This window comes from Chelatococcus reniformis (assembly GCF_014640075.1).
Lineage (GTDB): Bacteria > Pseudomonadota > Alphaproteobacteria > Rhizobiales > Beijerinckiaceae > Camelimonas > Camelimonas reniformis.
Genome location: NZ_BMGG01000007.1, coordinates 292,218 through 316,037, shown reverse-complemented (window position 1 = coordinate 316,037; position 23,820 = coordinate 292,218). Strand labels below are relative to the sequence as shown.

The 23,820-nt window shown below is 71.4% G+C and carries 5 protein-coding genes; all 5 read left to right on the top strand.

The features are described from left to right. Positions 1-341 precede the first annotated feature (341 nt). The 5 genes from IEW34_RS20110 to IEW34_RS20090 are packed head-to-tail and all read left to right on the top strand — an operon-like array spanning position 342 to position 23,818. Positions 342-1,136: a thioesterase II family protein gene (locus IEW34_RS20110; protein WP_188611006.1), complete on the top strand. Its 795-nt coding sequence runs from the start codon at positions 342-344 to the stop codon at positions 1,134-1,136. Continuing rightward, a complete protein-coding gene (locus IEW34_RS20105; protein WP_188611005.1) occupies positions 1,136-5,641 on the top strand; it encodes a type I polyketide synthase in 4,506 nt (1,501 codons plus the stop codon). The genes IEW34_RS20110 and IEW34_RS20105 overlap by 1 nt, the downstream gene beginning before the upstream one ends. Then, a complete protein-coding gene (locus tag IEW34_RS20100) occupies positions 5,638-11,991 on the top strand; it encodes a type I polyketide synthase (protein ID WP_188611004.1) in 6,354 nt (2,117 codons plus the stop codon). Before IEW34_RS20105 ends, IEW34_RS20100 begins: the two co-directional genes overlap by 4 nt. Next, positions 11,988-16,337 carry a type I polyketide synthase gene (locus tag IEW34_RS20095; protein WP_188611003.1) on the top strand — a complete coding sequence of 1,450 codons (4,350 nt, stop codon included), beginning with the start codon at positions 11,988-11,990 and terminating at the stop codon, positions 16,335-16,337. The genes IEW34_RS20100 and IEW34_RS20095 overlap by 4 nt, the downstream gene beginning before the upstream one ends. Beyond that, a complete protein-coding gene (locus IEW34_RS20090) occupies positions 16,334-23,818 on the top strand; it encodes a type I polyketide synthase (protein WP_188611002.1) in 7,485 nt (2,494 codons plus the stop codon). The genes IEW34_RS20095 and IEW34_RS20090 overlap by 4 nt, the downstream gene beginning before the upstream one ends. Positions 23,819-23,820: the final 2 nt, after the last annotated feature.

Sequence of the window (23,820 nt, the reverse complement as noted above, 5' to 3'; positions counted from 1 at the left end):
GACATTGGACAGCCCTCCGGTTTGGCGCACCGGGCGCGATATCCCGGCATGTGGTTCGACTCAGACATCGACACGCCGCTGCGCTGGGAAGCCGCCTGACGGATGCACAGCGCCGCCTCCAAAGCCAGCCCCGTAGCCCATAGGCGCCCCACCTCTCATCCGAAAGGCTAATCGTTTACGCCAATTGGCGGCGGAGCATAAGCCGGTTTTCCAAGCCGCGCCCACTTCTCGATTGAAATAGCATTGGTTCATCGAGAGGGTTGGCTGGAATTCGTTGCATACTAGGAGCGTCCTGCCGGCAATTCGGTTCAGCTGGATCGATCTCTATTCCCCGTTTTCTCTTGGAGCTGGTCGGTACAATGGGGGTCGATAGCACCGCTATCTTTCGGCCATCACCGCGGCACGATCCGGCGGTCCGGCTGTTCTGTCTACCATTTGCCGGCGGTGGTGCCGCCTCATATAGACTGTGGCCGCGACATCTGCCAGAGGCGGTCGAACTCCTGGCTTTTCACCCACCCGGACGGGCACATCGCCTGAGGGAAGCGCCACTTACGACCATCGGAGCGATGGTCGAGGCGCTCCTCGACGAAATGTCGAACTGGATCGACAGGCCGCTTGCCATCTTCGGTCACAGCCTGGGCGCCGTCGTCGCGAGCGAATGCGCCAGGGCGCTGGAGGCGCGCGGGCACGAACCGGCGCATCTGTTCGTGTCGGCGCGCCCCTTTAGGCGCCCCGCCGAAGCACGCATTCATGATCTGCCGGACACGGAGTTCGTCACGGCCATGAACCGGCGCTACCAAGGCATTCCCGACGAGATCCTCAAGCACCCGGACGTATTGGATCTGCTGCTGCCAGCGCTGCGCGCCGACTTGCAGGCGCTGGAGACGTTTCAGCCCGACCCATCCCGTCCCAAGATCAACTGTCCGACGACCGTTTTCGGCGGCTCGCTCGACCGGGCGGTGTCGCGGACCGATTTGGAGGCTTGGCGCGGCGAGGTTGCCGGCTCGTGCCGGATCCGCATGTTTCCGGGGGACCATTTCTTCCTGGAGCCGCAGCGCAGCCATCTGGTCGCTGAGATCGTCGCCGCGCTTGCACCGCAGCTGGAGGACTCGGCCAAGGCCGATGCGATGCTGTGATGTCCGGCGGCCCAACTCCTATCGCCATCGTCGGGATTGGCTGCCGCTTCCCAGGTGCGGTCAACGATCCGGAGCAGTTTTGGGCAATGCTCAGCGACGGGCGCGACGGGATTGGGGACATTCCCGGCGACCGCTTCGACTTACCGCGATTCTTCGATGCGGCACCGCAGACACCGGGCAAGACCATCGCGCGTCATGGCGGATACCTATCAAGCATCGACCGTTTCGATGCTGACTTCTTTGGAATTTCACCCCGAGAAGCAGCTTGCATCGATCCTCAGCACAGACTGTTGCTCGAAACGGCCTGGGAGGCCCTCGAGAACGCCGGTGCCGATGCAGGCAAGCTGCGGGGCACGCGGGTCGGCGTGTTCATCGGTCAATGGCTGGCCGATTTCGAGCAGAGACTTTCGCTGCATCCCGATCGCATGGACTTCCCCATGACGCTCGGCAGCGGTCGCTACGCCACCTCCGGCCGCCTGTCCTACGCGTTCGACTTCACCGGGCCCTCCCTAACGATCGACACCGCCTGCTCGTCGTCTCTGACAGCGGTACATCTGGCGATCCAGAGCCTGCGGTCGGGCGAGGCGGCCCTCGCCCTCGCCGGCGGCGTCAACCTCATTCTCGCGCCACACATTCACGTTGCCTACTCGCAGAGCGGCATGATGGCCGGCGACGGGCGCTGCAAGTTCGGCGATGCACGGGCGGACGGCTATGTGCGAAGCGAGGGCGCCGCCGTCGTGGTGCTCAAGCCGCTCCAGGCGGCGCTCGACAGCGGCGACCGCGTCCATGCCGTGATCCGCGGCTCGGCGATCAGCAATGACGGCAGCGCCAGCGGATCCATGGGCACCCCCAGCCTGGCGGGGCAGCAGGAGCTGCTGCGGCGGGCCCTGGGGGATGCCCGCGTCGCTCCAGCGGCGGTTGGCTATGTCGAGGCGCACGGAACCGGTACGCGCGCGGGCGACAAGATCGAGGTCGGTGCCGTCGCGGCCGTGCTGGGTCACGGGCGCTCGCCGTCGCGGCCGCTTCAGATCGGGTCGGTGAAGACAAACCTCGGCCATACCGAGGGTGCGGCCGGGTTGGCCGGGCTGATCAAGGCCGCCCTCGTGGTGCGCGAAGGCGTCATCCCGGCGAGCCTGAACCTGGAGACCGCCAGCCCCGACGTGCCGTGGCATGCGGCCCCCGTCGAAGTCCCTCGCACGGCGACGGCTTGGCCCGGGGATGCCGGGCTGCGGATCGCCGGTGTCAGCGCCTTCGGCATCTCCGGATCGAACGCTCACGTGCTCGTTCAGCAACCGCCGGAGCGCCCGCGCCGCGCGGTCGCAGGACCGCTGCTGCCGCTGCTGCCGCTCTCCGCCTCCAACCCGAAAGCACTGCGAGCCCTGGCTGGCCAGGTTGCCGCCCGCCTGAAGCGTGCCCCCACCGATCTCGAAGCCGTGCTGGCCTTCGCGCAGGAACGCCGCACCCCTTTGCGCCACCGGGCCGCCTTCAGCGCACACGGCGGCTGTGACGCGCTCTGCGAGGCGCTGCGCGCCTACGCCGCCGGAGGCGAGGCGCTCGCCGAGGGGGCCACGGATTCGGCCAGGCCCGCCAAGCTCGCCTTCGTCTTTCCGGGGCAAGGCGGCCAGTGGGCCGGGATGGCGCGGTCGCTCATCGCCGAGGAGCAGGTTTTTCACGCCTTGCTTGCGCCGCTCGACGCCATCATCCGCGATGAAACCGGCTGGTCGCTCATCGAGCGCCTCTGCGCCGCGCCCGGCGCGATGGACTGGCAGGCCGTCGACGTCGTTCAACCCGCCCTTTGCGCTCTCGCCATCGCCTACGCCCAGTGGCTGGGGACAGCCGGCGTCACCGCCCATGCCATCGTCGGACACAGCATGGGGGAGGCGGGGGCTGCCTATGCCTGCGGTGCGCTCTCGTCCGCGGACGCGCTCAAGGTCGTCTGCCGGCGCAGCGCACTGATGCGGGAGAAGCGTGGCCAAGGCGCCATGGCGCTCGTCGATCTACCCCCCGAGGCGGCGCGTGCGTCGCTTGCCGGCTTGGAAGACCGGGTGTCGGTCGCGGCTGTCAACAGCCCGCGCTCCTGCGTCATCTCGGGAGACGCCGCTCCCGTGGCCGATCTGGTCGAGCAGTTCGGCAGGCAGGGCATTTTCAGCCGCGTGATCAACGTCGACGTGGCCTCCCACTCGCCTCATATGGATACGCCGGCAGCGGCCCTGTTCAGCGGGCTCGATGGGCTGGCGCCGACCGTGGAGACAATTCCCTTCGTGTCGGCCCTGTTCGGCCGCGCCGCGTCGGGGACGGAGTTGGACGCGCGGTACTGGGCCCGCAACCTGCGCGAGCCGGTGCGGTTCGCCGCCGCGATCGAAGCCTTGTCCGCGCAGGGCGTCACCGTCTTCGTCGAGCTTGGCCCGCATCCGGTGCTGGCTCCTTCGATCGAGCAGACGGTCGGGACTGGCGACCGCGCGCCGCTGGTCGTCTGCTGCGGGCATCGTGACCGGCCGGAGCGCGCGGCGCTCACGGAGGTGGTGGCGCGAGTGTGGTGCGCCGGCGTGCCGATCGACTGGGCGCGGGGCCGGGCGCGGCCGGCCGACGTCGTCGACTTCCCGCTCTACCCCTGGCAGCGGCGGCGCCATTGGGCCGAGGCCGCCACGCTGGAGCGCGCCCTCGGCCCATCAGCGGTCGCCGCCGGCCCCGACGACGAGGCGCGCGGCTGGATGCACTGCATCGACTGGCGGCAAGCGGCGCCCCCAGCGCCCGCCGACGCAAGCCGATCGGCCTGGCTGGTGCTGGGTGATGTGCCCGGGCTGGCTGCGGCGCTCGCCGCTCGGGGCGCGCGCGTCGAGAGCGATTTGCTCGACCGGCTGGAAGTACGTCTTGCCGCCGTCGGATCGCATGGCGAGGACGTCGATGTGCTGATCGCGGCGCCCGACGGGGATGATGCGCCGTTTCTGCCGGTCCGCGTGGCCCAGGCGGCCCCCCGGGGCGCACGCGCCCGCATCTGGTTTGTGACCTGCGGCGCCCAGAGCCCGGAGGGCTTCGCCCGCGTCGACCCCGACCATGCGGCGCTGTGGGGCGCCGCGCGCGCCATGGGCGAGGAGCGCCCGGAGCTTTGGGGCGGCCTGCTGGATCTGCCGGAGCGCGGCGATCCGTCTGCGCAGTTGGAGAGGGCGGCGGCCTGGCTGCTCACGCACGGCGGCGAGGACCAGATCGCGGTCCGTAGCGAGCGCTCGTTCGTACCGCGTCTGGTTCGGGCCGAACTGGCGGACACGCGCCTCCAGTGGCGGCCTGACGCCACCTACCTGATCTCGGGCGGGCTGGGTGACGTGGGGCTCGCCATCGCTCGCACCATGGCGGAGGACGGCGCACGCCGCTTCATCCTGGCCGCGCGCACCCCTCTGCCGCCGCGCCGTGAATGGAGCTCGGTCGATCCGGGCTCGTCGGCAGGCCGGCGCATCGCCGGCCTGCGCGGTCTCGAGCGCCTGGGTGCCGCGGTCCACTATTGGCAGGTCGACACGTCCGACCAGGCAGCGGTCGAGCGATTGATTGCCGACCATACGGCCGAAGACTGGCCGGCCATTCGCGGCGTCGTTCACCTCGCAGCCGTGCTCGACCGTCGCCTGATCGAGAACATGACGCGAGAGACCTTCGACGCGGCATTGGCGGCCAAATTGCGAAGCGCCCAAGTTCTCGACCGGCTCCTGCCGGATCTGGACTGCTTCGTGCTGTTCTCGTCGATGAGCACGCTGCTGCCTCAAGCGGGAATGTCCGCTTACATCGCGGCGAACGCCGGCATCGAAGCGCTCGCCACGGATCGGCGCGCCCGGGGGAAGCCCGCAAGCTGCATCGCATGGGGCTCCTGGCGGGACGCGGGCCTGATGGGCGGCCAAAGCGGCGCGGCGGTTGCGGAGACGTTGGAGCGGCAGGGCATCGGCTCGTTCGAGCCGCGGCGCGGCGCCACGTTGTTCGCATGGGCGGCCAGCCAGACCGATGGACTGCTCGCCGTGCTGCCGATCGATTGGCCGCGGTTCGCCGGCACGCGGGCAACCCGGGCCGGGCCATTCCTCGCCGACATGACGGCAGCGGACCGAATGCCAAGCCCTACGGCCACGACGCTGGCGCTGGCGAGCGGCGCCGAGCGGCGCACGTTGCTGACGCAGATCGTGGCCGAAGCGGTGGCCCAGACGCTTCACGTGCCAATGGACGATATCGACCACGGCCGCGAGTTCGGCACGTTGGGGCTGACGTCGCTGCTGGCCATGGAACTGCGTAACCGCCTGGAGCGGGCGCTGGCAACACCGCTCTCGGCGACACTGGCGTGGAACTTTCCCACTGTGTCGAGGCTGTCGGCGCATTTGGCTGGCGACGAGGCCAGCGAACGCTTCACGGGGACGGTCGTTGCCGTGCCGGAACGATCGGCCATGGCGGCGCGCCTCGCCGCTGTCGCGGACCTGAGTGACGACCGAGCGCTCGATGCTCTGCGTCGACGGCGCGCGAGGAGAGCGTCGTGAACGGCCCCGTCGCGCTCTCCAACCTCACCGCCGTGCAGATCGCCCTGATGGCCGAGGACGTTCGGGACGAGACGGCGCCGATCCTGCGCGCCGATCCGGTCGCGGTCGTCGGCATGGCCTGCCGCGCGCCCGGCGGCAGCGACAGCCCGGCTGCGCTTTGGCGCCTGCTCGCCGCCGGCTCGACGACGACCGGCGAAATCCCCGGCGAGCGCTTCGACGTCGCCCCCTGGTTCGATCCCGATCCGGATGCGCCCGGCAAGCTCGTCACGCGCCGCGGCAGCTTCCTCGACCGTATCGATCTCTTCGACGCCGAGTATTTCGGCATCCTGGGCCGTGAAGCGGATCAGATGGATCCGCAGCAGCGTCTGACCCTCGAAACCGCGATCGAAGCGATCGACGACGCAGGCGTCGTCCACGCCGCGCTGCGCGGCGCGCGGGCGGGCGTCTTCATGGCCTGCTACCACTCCGACTACGCGCGCCTGGTCTATCGCAGCGTCGGAGCTCTCGACACCCGCACCCTCACCGGCACGGTGCACGGCGTCGTCGCCAATCGCATCTCCCATGTCCTCGACCTGCGCGGGCCGAGCCTCACGCTCGACACGGGCTGCTCGTCGTCGCTCGTGGCGATCCATCTCGCCTGCCAGAGCCTGCGCCTGGGCGAGACGGATTTCGCCCTCGCCGGCGGGGCGTCGGTGATGATCACGCCCGAATTGTTCGTCGCCATGACCAAGCTGGGCTTCATGGCGCCGGACGGCCAGTGCAAGACCTTCGATGCCGCTGCGGACGGATTCGGTCGCGGCGAAGGGTGCGGCGTCGTCGCGCTGAAGCGGCTGAGCGACGCCGTGGCGGACGGCGACCGTGTCCTTGCGGTCATTCGCGGCTCGGCGGTCAACCAGGACGGCCGCTCGACGGTGCTCACGGCGCCGAACGGGCAGGCGCAGCAGGCGCTCGTGCACGAGGCCCTCACATCCGGCGGCGTGACCCCCGAGCGGATCTCGTTCGTGGAAGCGCACGGCACCGGAACCGCCCTTGGCGATCCCATCGAAGTCGAGGCCCTGGCGTCAGCCCTGGGCGCGGGCCGGCCTCATGCGCCGCCGTGCTACCTCGGCTCGGCCAAGGCGAACATCGGGCATCTCGAGGCCGCCGCTGGCGTCATCGGCCTGATCAAGACGGTCGAGGCCTTGCGCCGGGGGCAGATCCCGCCGCAGCCGAATTTCAAGCTCCTCAATCCGCACATATCGTTGGAGCACTCGCGCCTGCGGATTCCGGTCCGGCTGACGCCGTTTCCGGCGGCGGCCGCACCGCGCTGCGCCGCGGTGAGCTCCTTCGGCATCGGCGGCACCAACGGCCACGTCGTCCTGGAGGAAGCGCCCATGCTTCCGGGGGTCGACCCCGCGCCGGAGGGAGCGGTGTGGACGCTGCCCCTTTCGGCGAAGACCCCAGCCGGGCTCGCCACGCTCGCTTCTGCCTGGCTCGACCTGCTCGATGCTCCGGAGTCCGCTCCGATCGCCGATCTCTGCCACACCGCCGCCCGGCGACGGTCGCACTACGCCGCGCGGCTCGCCGTCGTCGGCAAGGACAAGGCTGCGCTCCGCCGCCGGCTCTCCGCCGCGCTGGAGGCGGCGCCGACGCCGCTGTCGGCGGCGAAGCCACGCATCGGTTTTGTCTTCTGCGGTCAAGGAACCCAATGGTTCGCCATGGGCCGGGAGTTGATGGCGTCCCATGCCCGCTTCTTGGCGACCATGGAGGCCTGCGATCGAGCCATCGCACAAATCTCCGGCTGGAGCGTGATCGAGGAGCTGCGGCGTCCGGAGGAGTGTTCGCGCCTCGGTGAAACGGCAATCGCGCAGCCCGCGCTGTTCGCCCTCCAGACCGCCCTTGCCGCCACCTGGGCGTGCTGGGGCATACGGCCGGCGGCGGTCGTCGGCCACAGCGTGGGTGAGATTGCCGCGCTGCACGTCGCGGGCGCGCTCTCGCTGGAGGAGGCGGCGCGCATCGTCGTGCGACGTGGCGCAATCATGCAAGCTGCGACCGGCCTGGGCCGCATGGCGGCCGTCGCGCTGACGGAAGCGGATGCGCGGGCGCTGGTGGCACGGTTCGACGGCCGCATCGACATCGGCGCAGTCAATGCGCCCGGCCAAACGGTGCTGTCCGGCGAAGCCGCCGCCCTCGACGCAGCGATCGAGGAGCTTGCCGGGCGCAATATCCTCGTCCGGCCGCTCCACGTCGACTACGCCTTCCATTCGGCGCAGATGCGGCCGCTCGCCGAGCGCTTCGCCGCCGGGCTCGGGCCTGTCGAGAGCCGTGACGGCGCGATACCAATCGTCTCGACGGTGACGGGGGCAGACTTCGCCGGCCGGGACGTCGACGCTGCCTATCTGACGGAAGCCATCTGCAAGCCGGTGCGCTTTGCGGCGGCCATTGGCGCGATGGCGGACGCGCATGTGGACGTCTTCGTGGAAGTAGGCCCGCACCCGGCGCTCGCCGCCGCGATCGGGGAGACGTTGGGCGACGGCCGGCCGCACGTCGTGGTCGCGTCGCTCCGGCGCGGCCGGGACGACACCGAAACCATGCACCAGAGCCTGGCGGCGCTCTACGCGGCCGGCGTCGACCCGGATTGGTCCGCCGTGCAGCCAGCCGATGGCCAGGTGACGACCCTGCCGGCCTACCCCTGGCAGCGACGCCGCCACTGGATTGCGGACAGCCGGCCCGCTCTTCAGGCTCAGGGCGACTGGCTCGGCGCACCGGCCCCGGTCGCCGGCACGGATCTGACGATCATCCCGCTCGACCCGCAGGCCCTCGGCTCGTGGGTCGATGACCACCGCGTCTTCGACGAGGTGATCCTGCCCGGTGCAGCGATCATCCAGGCGCTTGCGGGCGCGGCCGGCGCCGTGTCGCAAGGGCGTGCCGGGGCCCTGGCGGAGGTGCTCATCCGCGAGCCGCTCAGGGTCGGCGTGGACGGCGAATCCTGGCAGATCGTCGCGGCCGAGGTGCCGAACGGCTGGACGCTGGCCTTTCACGCGCGCGCCGGCACGGCGCCCTGGCGCCTCGTCGCGGAAGCACGGAGCGCCGTACCGGCCGCTCCGTCGGCGCAGCCCCCCGAGACGCACGGCCGCTCCTCTGATCTGGTGTCCTTCTACGGCGCGCTCGCCGGCGCCGGCTTCGCCTTCGGCCCGGCCTTCCGCATCCTGGAGGCAGCCGACGTCAGCGGAAGCGAAGCCCAGGGATGGGCAGCGCTGCCCGACGGCACCCCGACGACGCGGACGCTCCATCCGACCTTGCTGGACGCCGGTTTCCAGCTCGCGACGCTCGCGGCCGGCGTGGACGGCGCTTACCTTCCGATGAGCGTCGAGCATGCGGAGCTCTGGCCTGCGGCGGGCCGCACGCTGCGCCTCCACGCGCGCGTCACGGCCCAGAGCGACGCCGCGTTGACCGCCGAGGTCACGGGCTACGATGAAAGCGGTGCGTGCGTCGCGAAGCTGACTGGGGTGCATTTCGTCAAGCCGTCGCCCCAGTTGCCCCCCGGCCATCGCGACAGGCCGGCGGAGCTCTATTCGGTCGATTGGATCGCGGCAGAGCAGCGGACACCGGATCGTCCGGCTCAAAGCTGGATTGTTCTCGAAGACGCCGGTGGCGTTGCCGCCTCCTTCTGCGCGTCGCTCGAAGCGGCCGGTCTGCGCGCGTTGCGGCTGCGGGCGGACGAGAGCGAGGTCGCGGCGCGGTTGGGCGGCCTGCCGGGGGAGATTGCGACCGCCGCCGTCGCCTGCTTCTGGCCGCTCGACGCCGATGCCGGGTCAGATGGCGAGACCATCTACGCCGCGCTTCTCGCCCTCCTGCAGACGCTCGGCGAGGGCCCTACCCGCCCCTTGGTCGTCGTCACCAGCGGCGCTGCGGGGATAGACGTGGCCTCCCCTGACCTCTCGGTGGCCACCCGCGGAGCCGGCATCGCCGCGCTCTCGGCGGCCGCCGCGCTCGAGTATCCCCAGCTCGGCGTGCGCGTCGTCGACGTCGACCCACTCGCCCCATCGGCCAAGCAGGCGGGCGCCGTGCTGACGGCGCTGCGTGTGTCGAGCGAACCCCTGCTGGCGCTTCGGGGGGACGATATTCTCGCCCCCCGCCTGCGGCGCCTGCCGGACCACGCCGACGCCATCCCGATGGAGATCGTGCACGGTGGCGGGGGGCTCGACGGCGTCGCCCTGCGGCCATTCACGCCTGCCCGGCCGCTACGTGGAGAGGTTCTGGTCCGGGTCCTGGCGGCAGGCCTCAACTTCCGCGACGTGCTCGTCGCGCTCGGGGCCTATCCGGGCGCGCCAGCGCCATTCGGCGGCGAGTGCGCCGGAATCGTGGAGGCCGTGGGCGCCGGCGTCGAGGGATTCGCCGCGGGCGATGCCGTGGTCTGTCTGGCCCAGGGATGCCTCGCCACCCACGCGCTCGCCCGCGCCGACCTTACGGCCCGATTGCCGGATGGGCTGCGCTTCGATGTCGCCGCTGCGAGCCCGGTCGCCTTTCTCACCGGCCATATCGGCCTGCACCACATCGCGAAGCTGCGCCGCGGGGACACCGTGCTGATCCACGCCGCCACCGGCGGCGTCGGCCTCGCGGCTCTGGCGCTGGCCCAGCGTGCGGGCGCCCAGGTGATCGCCACGGCCGGGTCGCCGGAAAAGCGCGCCTACCTCAGTCGCCGCGGCGTAGAGCACGTCTTCGATTCGCGGACGCCGGACTTCGCCGAGCAGGTACTGGCCGCGACGGGCGGCAAGGGCGCGCGCATAGCCCTCAACTCGCTCACTGGCCCGTTCGTCGGCGAAACCTTGCGCGCGCTGTCACCGGGCGGCGTCATGATCGAGCTCGGGAAACGGCAGATCTGGACGCCGGAGCAGGTCGCGGCGGCGCGGCCGGACGTCGCCTACCACGTCTTCGACGCCAGCGTCATGGCCGCCGCCGATCCCACCCTGTTCACTCACGTCGCCAACGAGATCTTGCCGGCCATCGCGCGCGGCGAGCTGGCGCCGCTGCCGATCGAGGTCCGCGGTCTCGACGACGCCACGGGCGCCCTGCGGCACATGGCGCAGGCGCGCCATATCGGCAAGCTGGTTCTGAAGCCGAAGGCGGCGCGGACGGCTTCGCCGCCGGTCCGCACCGACGCCGCCTACCTGATCACCGGCGGCTTCGGCGCCCTCGGGCTGCGGGCCGCCGCATGGCTGGTGGCCCAGGGCGCCCGTCAGCTCGTGCTCGTCGGCCGCAACGCACCGGGGGCCAGCGCACGCGAGGCTATCGCCGCGCTCGAACGCGCGGGGGCGCGGGTGCGCGTCGCGCTGAACGACATCTGCAATCTCGACGCGACGCGCGCCTTGCTCGCCGATGTCGGCCGCGACGCGCCGCTGCGCGGGATCGTGCATGCCGCCGGGGTCGCGGCCGACGCGCTGATCCGCACCCTCGACGCGGCGACGATCCACGAGGCGCGGCGGGGCAAGGCCGTCGGTGCACGGGCGCTGCGCCAAGCGACCAGCGGGCTGCCGCTCGATTTCGTCGTTCTCTGCTCGTCGGCCGCCGGACTGTTCGGCGGCCTGGGACAAGGCGCCTATGTCGCCGCCAACGCCGAGCTGGAGGCTGTCGGGACCCAATGGCGCCGGGACGGCGCTCCCGTCATCACCGTCGCGTGGGGGCCGTGGGCCGAAGGAGGCATGTTCGAGCGCCTCCCGGCGCAAGCCAAATCCGCGTGGCACGCGCGCGGACTGAGGCCGATGCCGAGTCATCAAGCGCTCGCGGCCCTCGAGTTGCTGCTGGCGCAGGACGAGCCGCATGCCGTCGCAGCCTCAGCCGACTGGCGGCAGCTGTCCGAGCTGGCGCCTCCCGATCGCCGGCGCGCGCTGTTCGAAGCCTTCGAGCCCGATCGGCCGGCGTCGCCTCGCGTGATGCCCCCCGCCGACCAGGGGCTCGGCCAGCTCCGTGCTTTGTCGGGCGGTCTCCAGCGGCCGGCCTTGATCGAAGTTCTCGCCAAGCGAACGCGTGCGGTGCTCGAACTGCCCGACGGGGTGCCTCTGCCGGCCGCCACGCCGCTCAAGCAGTTCGGGCTCGATTCACTCATGGCGGTGGAGTTGAGAAACCAGCTCGCAAGATTTGGCGGCGTGCCGTTGCCTGCAACCCTCGTATTCGATCACCCGACCCTCGAGGCGTTGGCCGACCGCCTGAGCAGCGTCTGGGCGCTTCGTCCAGCCCACGCCATCGCCACACCGACGTCGCCGGCGGGTGACGAGATCGACGGTATGAGCGACATCGAGGCGGAGGCGCTGCTGGCCGCGGAGCTCGCCACGCTCTCGGCCGAACCGGCCCGTGGACGGAGGCCGCAATGAGCGCGGATCTCCAGTCCACCACCAAGCGCGCGCTCGTCGAGATCCGCAATCTGCGTGCCCGCCTGGAGCGCAGCGAGGGCGCCGTGCGGGCGCCGATCGCCATCGTCGGGATGGGACTGCGCCTGCCGGGCGACGTCAGCGACGCCAACAGCTTCGCCGACGTGCTGTGGGGCCGCGTCGATACCGTCGGGCCCATCCCGGCCGACCGCTGGGAACTGGAGCCGATCTACTCCGACGATCCCGACGCGCCGGGCAAGATGACGACGCGCTTCGGCGCGTTCCTCAAGAGTGTCGACACGTTTGACGCGGCCTTCTTCGGCATCTCGCCGCGGGAAGCGGCCAGCGTGGACCCGCAGCAACGGCTGCTGCTCGAACTCGCCTGGGAGGCGCTGGAGGGCGCCGCCATCGCGCCCGACCGGCTGGGCGGCACGCGGGTCGGCGTCTATGTCGGCCTGGGCAACAGCGACTACGGCCGGGCCGTGTTCGCCCAGCGCGAGCGTATCGACGCCTACTCCGCGACCGGGACCTCGCTCGCCGTCGCTGCCGGACGGATCGCCTATACCCTGGGCCTCAACGGGCCGGCAGTGACGGTGGACACCGCCTGCTCGTCCGCGCTGGTGGCACTGCACCTCGCCTGCCAGGCGCTGCGGCTGGGCGAATGCGACGCGGCCCTGGTCGGCGGCGCCAACCTGATCCTGTCGCCCGACATCAACGTCAGCTTCAGCAAGGGGCGCATGATGTCGCCCGACGGACGCTGCAAGTTCGCCGACGCCTCGGCGGATGGCTACGTGCGCGGCGAGGGTGGTGTCGTCCTCGTGGTGAAGCGCGAGGCCGACGCGCGCGCCGCCGGCGATCCGGTGCTGGCGGTCATTCGCGGCACGGCGATCAATCAGGATGGCCGCACAAGCGGCATCACCGCGCCCAATGGTCCCGCTCAAGAAGCCGTCATCAAGGCGGCGCTCGCCAACGCCGGCGTCGCCCCGGCCGAGATCGGCTACGTCGAGGCGCACGGCACCGGCACCTCGCTCGGCGACCCGATCGAGCTCGGCGCACTGCAAGCGGTGTTTGCGCCGACACGGACACCGGAGCGGCCGCTGCTGGTGGGCACCGTCAAGACGAACATCGGCCACACCGAGGCAGTCGCCGGCCTCGCCGGCGTCGCCAAGAGCGTCCTCGCCCTGACCCGGCGATCGATCCCCCCGAGCCTGCACTTCCTGGCAGGCAACCCGCATGTCGACTGGGAGCACGCACGCCTGGCGGTGGCCACGGACGCCCAGCCGTTTCCGGCGGGACCCTCGGGGCGGCGTTTGGCGGGCGTCAGCGCCTTCGGCTTCTCCGGCACCAACGCGCACGTGGTGCTCGAAGAGGCGGAGGTGTCGCCCGTGCGCGAGGCGGAGCCCGACCGACCGACCCATGTCCTGGCACTTTCGGCCCATGGCGCGGCGGCCCTGCAGGCCACGGCCGACCGTCTGAGGACCCGCTTCGAGCAAGGCGGCGCGGTGGCTGATCTGTGCCACACGCTCAACGTCGGGCGGGCGGGGCTCGCCACTCGCGCCGCCATCGTCGGCCGCACGGAAGCCGATATCGTCAGGGGGCTGACCGCCCTGCGCGAAGGCCAGCCTCACGCCGCCGTCATCACGGCGGGGCCCGAGCCGGGTGCGGACGCGCCGCGCATCGCATTCCTGTTCACGGGCCAGGGCCTGCACCACGCGGGCATGGGCCGGGAGCTCTATCGGACCTCGCCGGTGTTTCGTGACGCCCTGGACGCATGCGCCCGGGCCGCCGCTCCCCATTGCGGCGACGACCTTCTCGCACGCATGTTCTCCGCCGATAGCGCCGCCCTGGCCGATGCCGCGATCCTTCAGCCCGCCGGCTTCGCGCTGCAGGTCGGTCTGCTGGCGCTCTGGCGCGCATGGGGGATCGAGCCTGCCGCCGCGCTCGGACACAGCCTCGGGGAATACGCCGCCGCCTACGCTGGCGGGGTGATGTCCCTCGACGATGCCATGCGGGTCGTGGTGGCGCGCGGACGCGGCGCGGCACGCTGTGCCGGCGCGGCGACGATGCTCGCGGCCACGGCGCCGGAGGCGGTGGTCGCCCGCGCGCTGGCGGCCGTCGGCGAGGTGGAGATCGCGGCGTTCAACGGGCCGGACAGTGTCGTCGTCAGCGGTCCGCCCGATGCGCTCGCCGCGTGGGCGCGCGTGGTCGAGAGCGAAGGGGGCCGAACCAAGGCGCTGGCCATCCCCTTCGGCTCCCACTCCCGCTGGATCGAGCCGGCGCTGCCGCCGCTGGCCGCCGCCCTGCAAACCGTGGCGTTCCACCCGAGCCGCATCGCGCTGGCAGCGAACGTCACGGGCGCGCTGGCCGGGCCGGACGAGCTTTCGGCGCCCCACTATTGGCTTGCACAGATGCGCCGCCCCGTCCGCTTCGCGCAGGCGATCGCGGCGCTGGGATCCCTCGGGATCACCCATTTCGTCGAGCTCGGGCCTCATCCGGCGCTGTGCACCGCCGGCGCGGAGTGCCTGGGAGATGGCCCCCGATGGATCGCCTCCATGCGGCGCGACGGCGACCCGTGGGCCGACTTGCTGGAGGGTGTCGGCCGCCTGTTCGTCGACGGTGCCCGCGTGGATTGGCGTGGTTTCGACCATGGCTACGGCAGGCGCCGATCCGCGGCCCCCACCTACCCGTTCCAGCGCTCTCGGCATTGGCTGGCGCCGATGGCGCCGGTTCGCGCCGCCGATGCGTGGGCCGCGACGACGGCGGCGGCCGACCGGCAGAGCGAGCAAGGACCGCTCGGGCTCAATGCCGGCTCGTATCCGGCGAAGTGGGCCGTGCTGGATCAACTCGCCGTGGCGCAAACGCTGGCCGCGCTGCGCGGCGCCGGCCTGTTCCTTCAGGCCGAGACGCATGCGCCGGCCGAGATTCTCGCGCGCCTCGGTGTGGCCAGCTCCTATCACGGCCTTGTCCGCCGCTGGCTTCAGCGCCTCGTCGCCGCCGGCTACCTGCGCGAGACCGCACGTGGCATCCACGCTGGCGCACCCTTGCCGGACCCCGATCTCGCGAGGCTGTGGCGCGAGGCGGAGCAGCTCTTCGTCGACAACCCGGAACTCCTCGCCTACGTGCGCCAGTGCGGCACGCTGGCGTTGGACGTCGTCGCCGGACGCGAAAGTCCGCTCGAGACGCTGTTTCCGAACGGCACGTTCGGCCTCGCCGAGGACCTCTACGAGCGCTCCGCGGCGATGCGCTACGTCAACCTGCTGGCTTCGGCGGCAACGTCTGCCTTCGGCGCCGCGGCGGGCGCACGGGGAAGCCTCCGCGTGCTCGAAATCGGCGGCGGCACGGGCGCTACGACGGCGGCGCTGCTGCCAACGCTCGACGCCGGCTGCCGTTATCTGTTCACCGATGTGTCCGACCTCTTCCTCGACCGCGCGCGCGACAAGTTCGCCGCCTATCCGCATGTGCGCTACGGCCGTTTCGATCTCGACGTCGAGATCGCCGAGCAGGGCTACGAGGGCGGCCAGTTCGACCTCGTTGTGGCGGCCAATGCCGTCCATGCCTGCACCGATCTGACAAGGACGCTCGAGCGGCTGCTCGCGCTGCTCGCGCCCGGCGGCGTATTGGCGCTGATCGAGTCGACCACATCGTTCGCCTGGTTCGACTTCACCACCAGCCTCATCGACGGATGGCGCAAGCACGCCGACGAACTCCGCCATGACGGGCCACTGCTGGCCCCGGAGGCCTGGGGGGCGGCGTTGCGCGGCGCCGGGTTTGCGGACGTGGAAACCTGGCCGCGGCGCGGCTCCGCCGCCGACACGCTGGGTCAGCATTTGATCCTTGCCCGTGCGCCCGGTGTCTTCTCGGCCGGCTCGGCCGCGAGCGAGCCCGACGCAGACGATCAGCTCACCATGGACGCCCCGGCGGTGCCTGTTCAGTCCGCCGCCGACATGATCCTCGCCGCCCCGGCGGGCGAGCAGCTGGACCTCATGCGGGACGTGGTGCGCACGCATGTGATGGCCGTGCTGCGAACGGGCGACGATGCGCCGCCCCATCGACACAGCCGGCTTGCAGAACTTGGACTCGACTCGCTCATGGCGCTGCAACTGCGTGATCGCCTGACCCGCGGGTTGTCACTGGCCCGGCCACTGCCGGCAACGCTGATGTTCGACTACCCCACCATCGAGGCGCTCGCCGCCAAGCTGCTCGCGCTCGTACGGCCTGCCGAAGTTGCGGAGCGCCAGGCGGCGCCGGCGGCGGCGATCGCGCCCTCCCTCGCGGCCCACGAGATTGCACAACTGAGCGACGCCGACATCGAGCGCCTGCTCGCAAGCCGTGAGGTGAGCCGGGCATGAACGTCTCCCTCACTCCGCTCCAGCGCGCCTTCCTTGCCTTGCAGGAGGCCGAGGCGCGGCTGGACGCCTTGCGGGCTGACATGGCCGCCCCCATCGCGGTGATCGGTCTCGGCTGCCGAGCGCCGGGCGGAGCGGCCGACGCCGACAGCTTCTGGACGCTCCTGGCGGAGGGCCGCGATGCGGTGCGTCCGCCCCCGTCGGGGCGCTGGGACCATGGCGCGCTCTATGACCCCGATCCCGACGCGCCCGGCCGGATCGCCGCGCGGGCCGGCTCCTTCATCGACGACATCGATCTCTTCGACGCGGACTTCTTCGGTCTGTCGCCCCGCGAGGCGGCGGCGATGGACCCGCAGCAGCGCCTGCTGCTCGAGGTGTGCTGGGAAGCGCTGGAGAACGCCGGACAGGCGCCTGACCGCCTGCACGGCTCCGCGACCGGTGTCTTCATGGGCGCGGCCGGATCCGACTATGCCTACATGCAGATGCGGGCGGGCGCCGCGGCACTCGGGCCACATTTCGCGTCCGGCATCGCCCACAGCGTCCTGTCGGGCCGGGTCTCCTATCTGCTCGGCCTCAGCGGCCCGAGCGTCAGCATCGACACGGCCTGCTCGTCCTCCCTGGTTGCCGTTCATCTGGCCTGCCAGGCCTTGCGCAACCGGGAATGCCGTCTGGCGCTCGCCGGCGGCGTCAACCTCATCCTGTCGCCCGACATCTACACCGCGCTCTCCCGGGCGCGGATGCTCGCGCCCGACGGGCGCTGCAAGGCGTTCGACGCTGGCGCCGACGGCTTCGGCCGCGGCGAGGGCTGCGCCGTCGTCGCCCTCAAGCGCCTGAGCGACGCGGACAGCGATGGTGACCGCGTGCTGGCCGTGATCCGCGGCAGCGCGGTCAACCAGGATGGCCCCTCCAGCAGCCTCACGGCACCCAACGGCCCTGCACAGCAAGCGGTCATCCGCGCAGCGCTCGCGCAGGCCGGACTGACGCCCGACCAGATCGGTTATGTCGAGGCCCACGGCACGGGCACCCAGCTCGGCGACCCTCTGGAGGCGCAAGCCCTCGGCGCGGTCTTCGGCAGCGGCCGCGACGCGCACCAACCGCTGCTGATCGGCTCGGCCAAGGCCAACGTCGGACATCTGGAGGCCGCCGCAGGGGCGATCGGCCTGGTCAAGTGCGTGCTGGCTCTCCAGCACGCAACGATTCCGGCGCAGCCGCATTTCACCACGCCGAGCGCCCATATCGCCTGGGATGACTGGAAGCTCAGCGTGCCCCGGCAGACGATGCCGTGGCCCCCTATCGGCGGACGCCGCATCGCAGGCGTCAGCGCGTTCGGCTTCAGCGGCACCAATGCCCATCTCGTCGTCGAGGCGCCCCCTCCCGCCGCCGCGCCCGAGGCCGCAGAGCGCTCCGGCTGGCTCATTCCGCTGTCGGCCCATCGGACCGACGCGCTGCGGGCGCTCGCGGCCGCGACCTGCGACGCGATCGAGCCGGACGCCCGCCTCGCCGACATCGCCCGGACGTTGACGCTCGGTCGCTCCAACCGCGCCGCTCGAGCGGTCATCAGGACCGCCTCGGCCGCCTCGCTGCGCTCAGGGCTCGCCGCCTTGTCCCGGGACGAGGCAACGGGGGAATGGCGGATGGCGGAGCTGCTCAGCCAGGAGCCGCCGCGCGTCGCCTTCGTGTTCACCGGGCAAGGGTCCCAATATACCGGCATGGCGGCGGGGCTTTACCGCGCGGCGCCGGCCTTCCGGACGGCCTTCGACCGCTGCGACCAGATCCTGACCCCGCTGCTCGGGCAATCGCTCCGGACCTCCGTACTGGCGCAGGACGACGCGGGCGCACTCCAGCAGACGGGGCTCGCCCAACCTGCATTGTTCACGGTGGAGTATGCGCTGGCCGAGTTCCTGCTCGGCCTCGGCATCAAACCGGTCGCGGTCCTCGGCCATTCGGTCGGCGAGTTCGTCGCGGCCTGCGTCGCCGGCGCTCTCGACCTGCAAGACGCGCTGCGCCTCATCGCGGTTCGCGGTTCGCTGATGCAGTCGCTACCGACGGGCGGCGCCATGGCGGCCATCTTCGCTCCCGAGGCACGGGTCGCGGACGCGCTCGTGTCGTTTGAAGCGGAGGTTGCGATCGCCGCCGTCAATGGTCCGGCGCAAACGGTCATTTCCGGGGTGGCGGCGCATGTCGAGGCCGTCTGCGCCCGCTTTGCGGCAGAGGACGTTCGCACGCAGCCGCTCGGTGTATCCCATGCATTCCATTCGCCCCTGGTCACGCCGATCCTCGATGCCTTCGAGGTGGAAGCTGCCAAGGCCTCGTTTAGTGCCCCCCGCGTCCCGATCATTTCCAATGTCACGGGACAGCGCCTGTCCTCATCGGAGCTGGCGACTTCGAATTACTGGCGCCGGCATTTGCGGGACCGCGTCCGGTTTGCCGATGGGCTGACGTCGCTGGCGGCGATGGACGTCGACATCTGCATCGAGGTGGGCCCGCACCCGGCGTTGTCGGCCTTCGGTGCGGCGGTGTTCCCTGACGGCCAAGGCCCGCGCTTCGTTCCGACCCTGCGTCGTGGTGCCGACGACTGGTGCTCCATGCTCGACGCCGTCGGCAGTCTGTATCTTGCCGGTGCCGAGATCGATTGGCGCGGCCTCGATCCCGAGCGCGCCGGCCGTCCAATCGCGCTGCCGACCGCGCGCTTCCGCCGCCAGCGCCATTGGTTCGCCGAGGCGACCGGGACGGTCCCGCCCGCGGCCGGGGCGGCCTCCGGTCATCCTCTGCTCGGTGTCCGGCTCCGCTCGCCTCTGCCCGATGTCGTCCAGTTCGAAGCGGTGCTTACCCCGGACGCCGCGCCCTTCCTGGCCGATCACGTCGTGCAGCAGCGGGTGATCATGCCGGCGGCCGCCATGATCGACATGGTTCTGCAGGCCGGCAAGCTCATCGGCGGCTCTCCCGTAGCGGCGGAAGGCATGCTGATCACCGAGCCGCTGGTGCTTTCGTCCGACGTCCCGCGCATCGTGCAGACCGTTGTCCGACGAGACGGAGAATCGCCTGCGAGCTTCGAGATCCTGTCCTGCGACGCGGCCGACCCGGCGGCGGGCTGGCTCCGCCACGCCCAGGGCGACTACGGTCCGATCGCGGAAGTCGGGCGCCGGCCGCTCCCCCCTGCCGCCCTCGGCGAGGAGATCGCCGGGGCGCAACACTACGAGGAGCTCGCCCGCCGCGGCCTGACGTTCGGCCCGAGCCTGCGCGGCGTGCGATGCGCCCGCCCCGGCGCCGGGAACGCCATGGGCGACATCACCACGCCCGACGCCGCCGGCGACGGCGCGTTCGCCATTCATCCCGCCCAGCTGGACGCCTGCCTGCAGGTGATCGCGGCCGCGCTGCCAGCCGGCACGTCGACATACCTGCCGGTCGGCATTGATCGCATCACCGTCGTCCGCCGTCCGGGGCGGGATGTCCAGGCGCATGTCGAACTCGAGCAGCACCAGCCGAGCCTGCTTCGTGCCGACGTCGTCATCTGCGACGGCGGCGGAGTCGTGGGACGGCTGGAGGGCGTGAGCCTGCGGCCGCCGCGCGGCGCGATGTCATCGGATTTGTATGCCGTCGACTGGCGGCCCGCCGACATTATCAATGCCTGGATGCCCGCCCCTGGAGAGCTGGCGAGAGCCCTCGATGGCCGCATCGTCGAGCTCGAGCGAGAGCACGATCTCGCAACCTACCAGCACGCCTTCCTCGCCCTCGAAGAAGAAAGCGTCAGATCGATCGTGCGGGCCCTGATCGCATTGGGCTGGCAGCCTGCGCTGGGCGAGCGCGTCGACGTCCAGTCGTTGGCGCAGCGCCTCGCCGTCGTGCCGCGATATCACCGCGCCCTCGGCCGCTTCCTTGATATCCTCGCCGAGGACGGCGTGCTGCGGCGGGCGGGCGATGCGTTCGTCGTCAACGCGTTACCGGAGGCGTCGTCGATCCCGGACGAACTGGCCCTCTCGGACGGCACGGACGCCCGCCGCGCCATGGCAATGGCCTGCGGGCGCGACCTGCCGGGCATCCTGGCGGGCCGCATCGATCCGTTGCATGTCCTCTTCCCGGGGGGGGCGTCCGCGCTCGCCGAACGGCTCTATCGGGACTCACCCGAATCCAAGGCCTACAACGGGCTCCTGGCCGAGACGATCGCCGGGATGGTGGCGCGCGCGCCGGCGCATCGAAAAGTCCGCATCCTCGAAGTTGGCGGCGGCTCGGGGGGCAGCACCGGCTGGATCCTGCAGCGGTTGCCGCCCGGCCGCGTCGACTACTGCTTCACGGACGTCGGGACGAGCCTGGTGGAGCGGGCGCGCGACACCTTCGCCTCCTTCGACTTCGTTTCGTTCCGCACGCTCGATCTGGAAGCGGATGCCGGCGCGCAGGGACTAGAGCCGGAGAGCTTCGACATCGTGATCGCCGCCAACGTGGTGCATGCCACGGCGGATCTGCGCCGCACCCTCGGCCGGCTGCGCTCGCTGCTCGGCCCCGGCGGCATGCTGTGCCTGCTCGAGATGACCGGCTTCGAGCGGTGGATCGACATCACGTTCGGGCTGACCGATGGCTGGTGGCTCGGCACCGACCTCGACCTGCGTCCGGCCTACCCGCTGCTCGACCGGCGGCGCTGGATCGACGTGCTCGCCTCCAGCGGTTTCACCGCGGCGGAGATCGGTCCTGCGCTGGCGACCTCGCGCGAGGCGCTCTTCGTCGCCCGGCGGGTGGACGCGCCGCCGCAGCGCGTCGCCATCGTCGGCGAGGGCAACGGCCTCGCCGCCGCGCTCGCGGCTCGGATCACGGCGGCCGGCGGCGAAGCGCAGGTCGTGGATGCGGCAGCTGGCCTCGACGTCTCGGTCGACGCCCTGATTCATCTGGGCTTCCTGGATCTGCCGGCGCTCGAGCCCGGAGACGGCGGGGCGGCGCTCCGCCATCAGCGCGATGCCTTCGCGCCGCTGCTGGCGGCCGTGCAGGCGGCCGCCGCGCGCGGCGGCCGTTCACCCCGCCTCTGGCTGCTTGCTACGGGTGCCGTGGCGGTCGGAGCGCACGAATTGGCGGATCCCGGCCAGGCGACGGTGCTCGGCTTTCGCCGTGCGGCAGCGCTCGAACATCCGGAATGGCAGCCGACGCTGATCGATCTCGATCCGAGCCTGCCGCCGCCGGCACAAGCGGACATCGTGATGGCCCACCTCGCGACATCCGCCGCGGAGGCGGAGATCGCCGTGCGCGGCGGTCACGTGTTCGTCAGCCGGCTCGGCCACCTGGCCGCGCCGCGCGATGCCCCCCGGCTGCGTCTCGAGGCGGCCGCCACCGGCACGATCGGCGATCTCGATCTCGTGCCGTTCGAACGCTGTCCGCCCGGACCGGGGTCGGTCGAGATCCGCGTGGCGGCGAGCGGACTGAACTTCCGGGACGTGATGAACGCGGTCGGCATGAGGGCCGATGGCGAACCGCTCGGCGGCGAATGCGCGGGGGTGGTGACGGCCGTCGGGCCCGGCGTCGATGGCGTCCAGGTGGGCGACTCGGTCGTTGCCACCGCGGCAGGCGCCTTCGCCTCGCACGTGCTGGCCGACGCTCGCTGCGTCGTGCCACGGCCGCGAGGGCTCACCCATGCGCAGGCGGCCGCGCTGCCGCTCGTTGCGATGACGGCACGCCACGCACTCGAGGAGCTTGCCGGGCTGCGCGCCGGACAGAGCGTGCTGATCCATGCGGGCGCCGGCGGGGTCGGGCTCGCGGCGATTCAGATCGCCCAACGGGCGGGCGCGACGATCTTCGCCACGGCCGGTAGCGACGCCAAGCGGGCGCTGCTGCGCGGGCTCGGCGTCGCCCACGTGCTCTCGTCGAGAACCCTGGAGTTCGAAGCGGAGATCGGCAGGCTCACCAATGGCGGCGGCGTCGACGTCGTGCTGAATTCGCTGTCGGGTCCGTTCATCGGGGCGAGCGTGCGCTCGCTCGCGCCAGCGGGGATCTTCATCGAGATCGGCAAGCGGGACATCTGGTCGCCCGGCGCGTTCCGCGACGAGCGGCCGCGCGGCCGTTATCACGTGGTCGACCTGTCCATCACCCGGCTCGACGACCCGGCGCGTTGGGGAGCGATGCTGCGATCGTTGATGGACGACGTGGCGCGCGGCGCCTTCAAGCCGCTCCCTGTCCGAACGTTCCCTTTGACGCAGGCGGCCGACGCCTTCGCCTGCATGGCGCAGGCCCGCCACATCGGGAAGCTCGTCCTCACGGCCGGCGACGGCGACTCTCGCGATCTCGCCGACCTCGATCCGGGCGGGGTCTACCTGGTGACCGGTGGTTTCGCAGGTCTGGGCCTGGAAACGGCGCGCCGGCTGGTGGTGCGCGGTGCCCGTTGGCTGGCCCTGCTCGGCCGCAGTTCCCCCGGGCCGGAGGCGCAGACGCTCATCGGCGGCTGGCGCGCTGCGGGTGTCGATGTCCTCGTGTTGCGCGCCGACGTGGGCGACGACGCCGAACTGGCGGACGCCTTTGACACCATCGACCGCACCGGACGGCCGCTGCGCGGTGTCGTGCATGCGGCCGGAGCGCTCGCGGATGGCGCGCTGTCCCAGCAGCAATGGGAGCGCTTCTCGATGCCGCTGAAGGCCAAGGTGGCCGGTGCGTGGGCGCTGCACCGGCTGACGCGGGATCGGCAACTCGACTTCTTCGTCCTCTACTCCTCCCTGGCCGCGACCTTGGGCTCGGCAGGCCAGGTCAATCATGCCGCGGCGAATGCCTTCATGGATGCCCTCGCCCAATTCCGCCGAGGCCGCGGGCTCCCGGGCCTGAGCATCGGATGGGGCGCGTGGAGCGACATCGGCGCAGCCGCCGCGCGCGGCGTGGACCAATCCGTCGCCAAGCGCGGCATCGGTTCAATCGCGCCGGAGCAAGGCATGGACCTCCTCGAATCGCTGGTCGGCCAAGCCCCCGCCCATGTCGTCGTCAGCCCAATCCAGTGGCCGCGCTACCTCGCCCCGTTCGACGGCGCCGTTCCCTCGCTGCTGAGCGATTTCCGGCGCGATGATGCCGACCGGCCGCACGCGTCTCGCGACGGCGCGGGCCGCGAAGCGACGCCGGATCCGGTGCTGCGTGAACTCGAAGCGGCTGCGCCGGCCGCGCGGCGCGGGATGCTCGTCGATTTCGTCGGCCGCACCGTCGCCCGCGTGCTCGGCCGTCAGGGCGAAGGCGACTTGGACCCTCGCCGCCCCCTCAACGAGATGGGACTGGATTCGCTGCTCGCCGTCGAGTTGCGCAATCACCTCGGCGCCAGCCTGGGCCTGTCGCGAGTCCTGCCGGCGACGCTCGTCTTCACGTGCCCGACGATCGAGGCCCTGGCCGACCATCTGGAGGAGCGCCTCGTGTCACCCAGCCCCGAGACCGCGGCGCCCGTTTCGACCGCACCGGCCGATCCGCTGACGGCGATCGACGGGATGTCCGACGCCGAAATCGAAGCGCTGTTCGCGCGGATGGTCAGGACCTGAGA

Excerpts from the sequence above, each read along its gene's own strand:
- IEW34_RS20105 (WP_188611005.1), top strand. The coding sequence starts at position 1,136 with ATGTCCGGCGGCCCAACTCCTATCGCCATCGTCGGGATTGGCTGCCGC.
- IEW34_RS20095 (WP_188611003.1), top strand. The coding sequence starts at position 11,988 with ATGAGCGCGGATCTCCAGTCCACCACCAAGCGCGCGCTCGTCGAGATC.
- IEW34_RS20090 (WP_188611002.1), top strand. The coding sequence starts at position 16,334 with ATGAACGTCTCCCTCACTCCGCTCCAGCGCGCCTTCCTTGCCTTGCAG.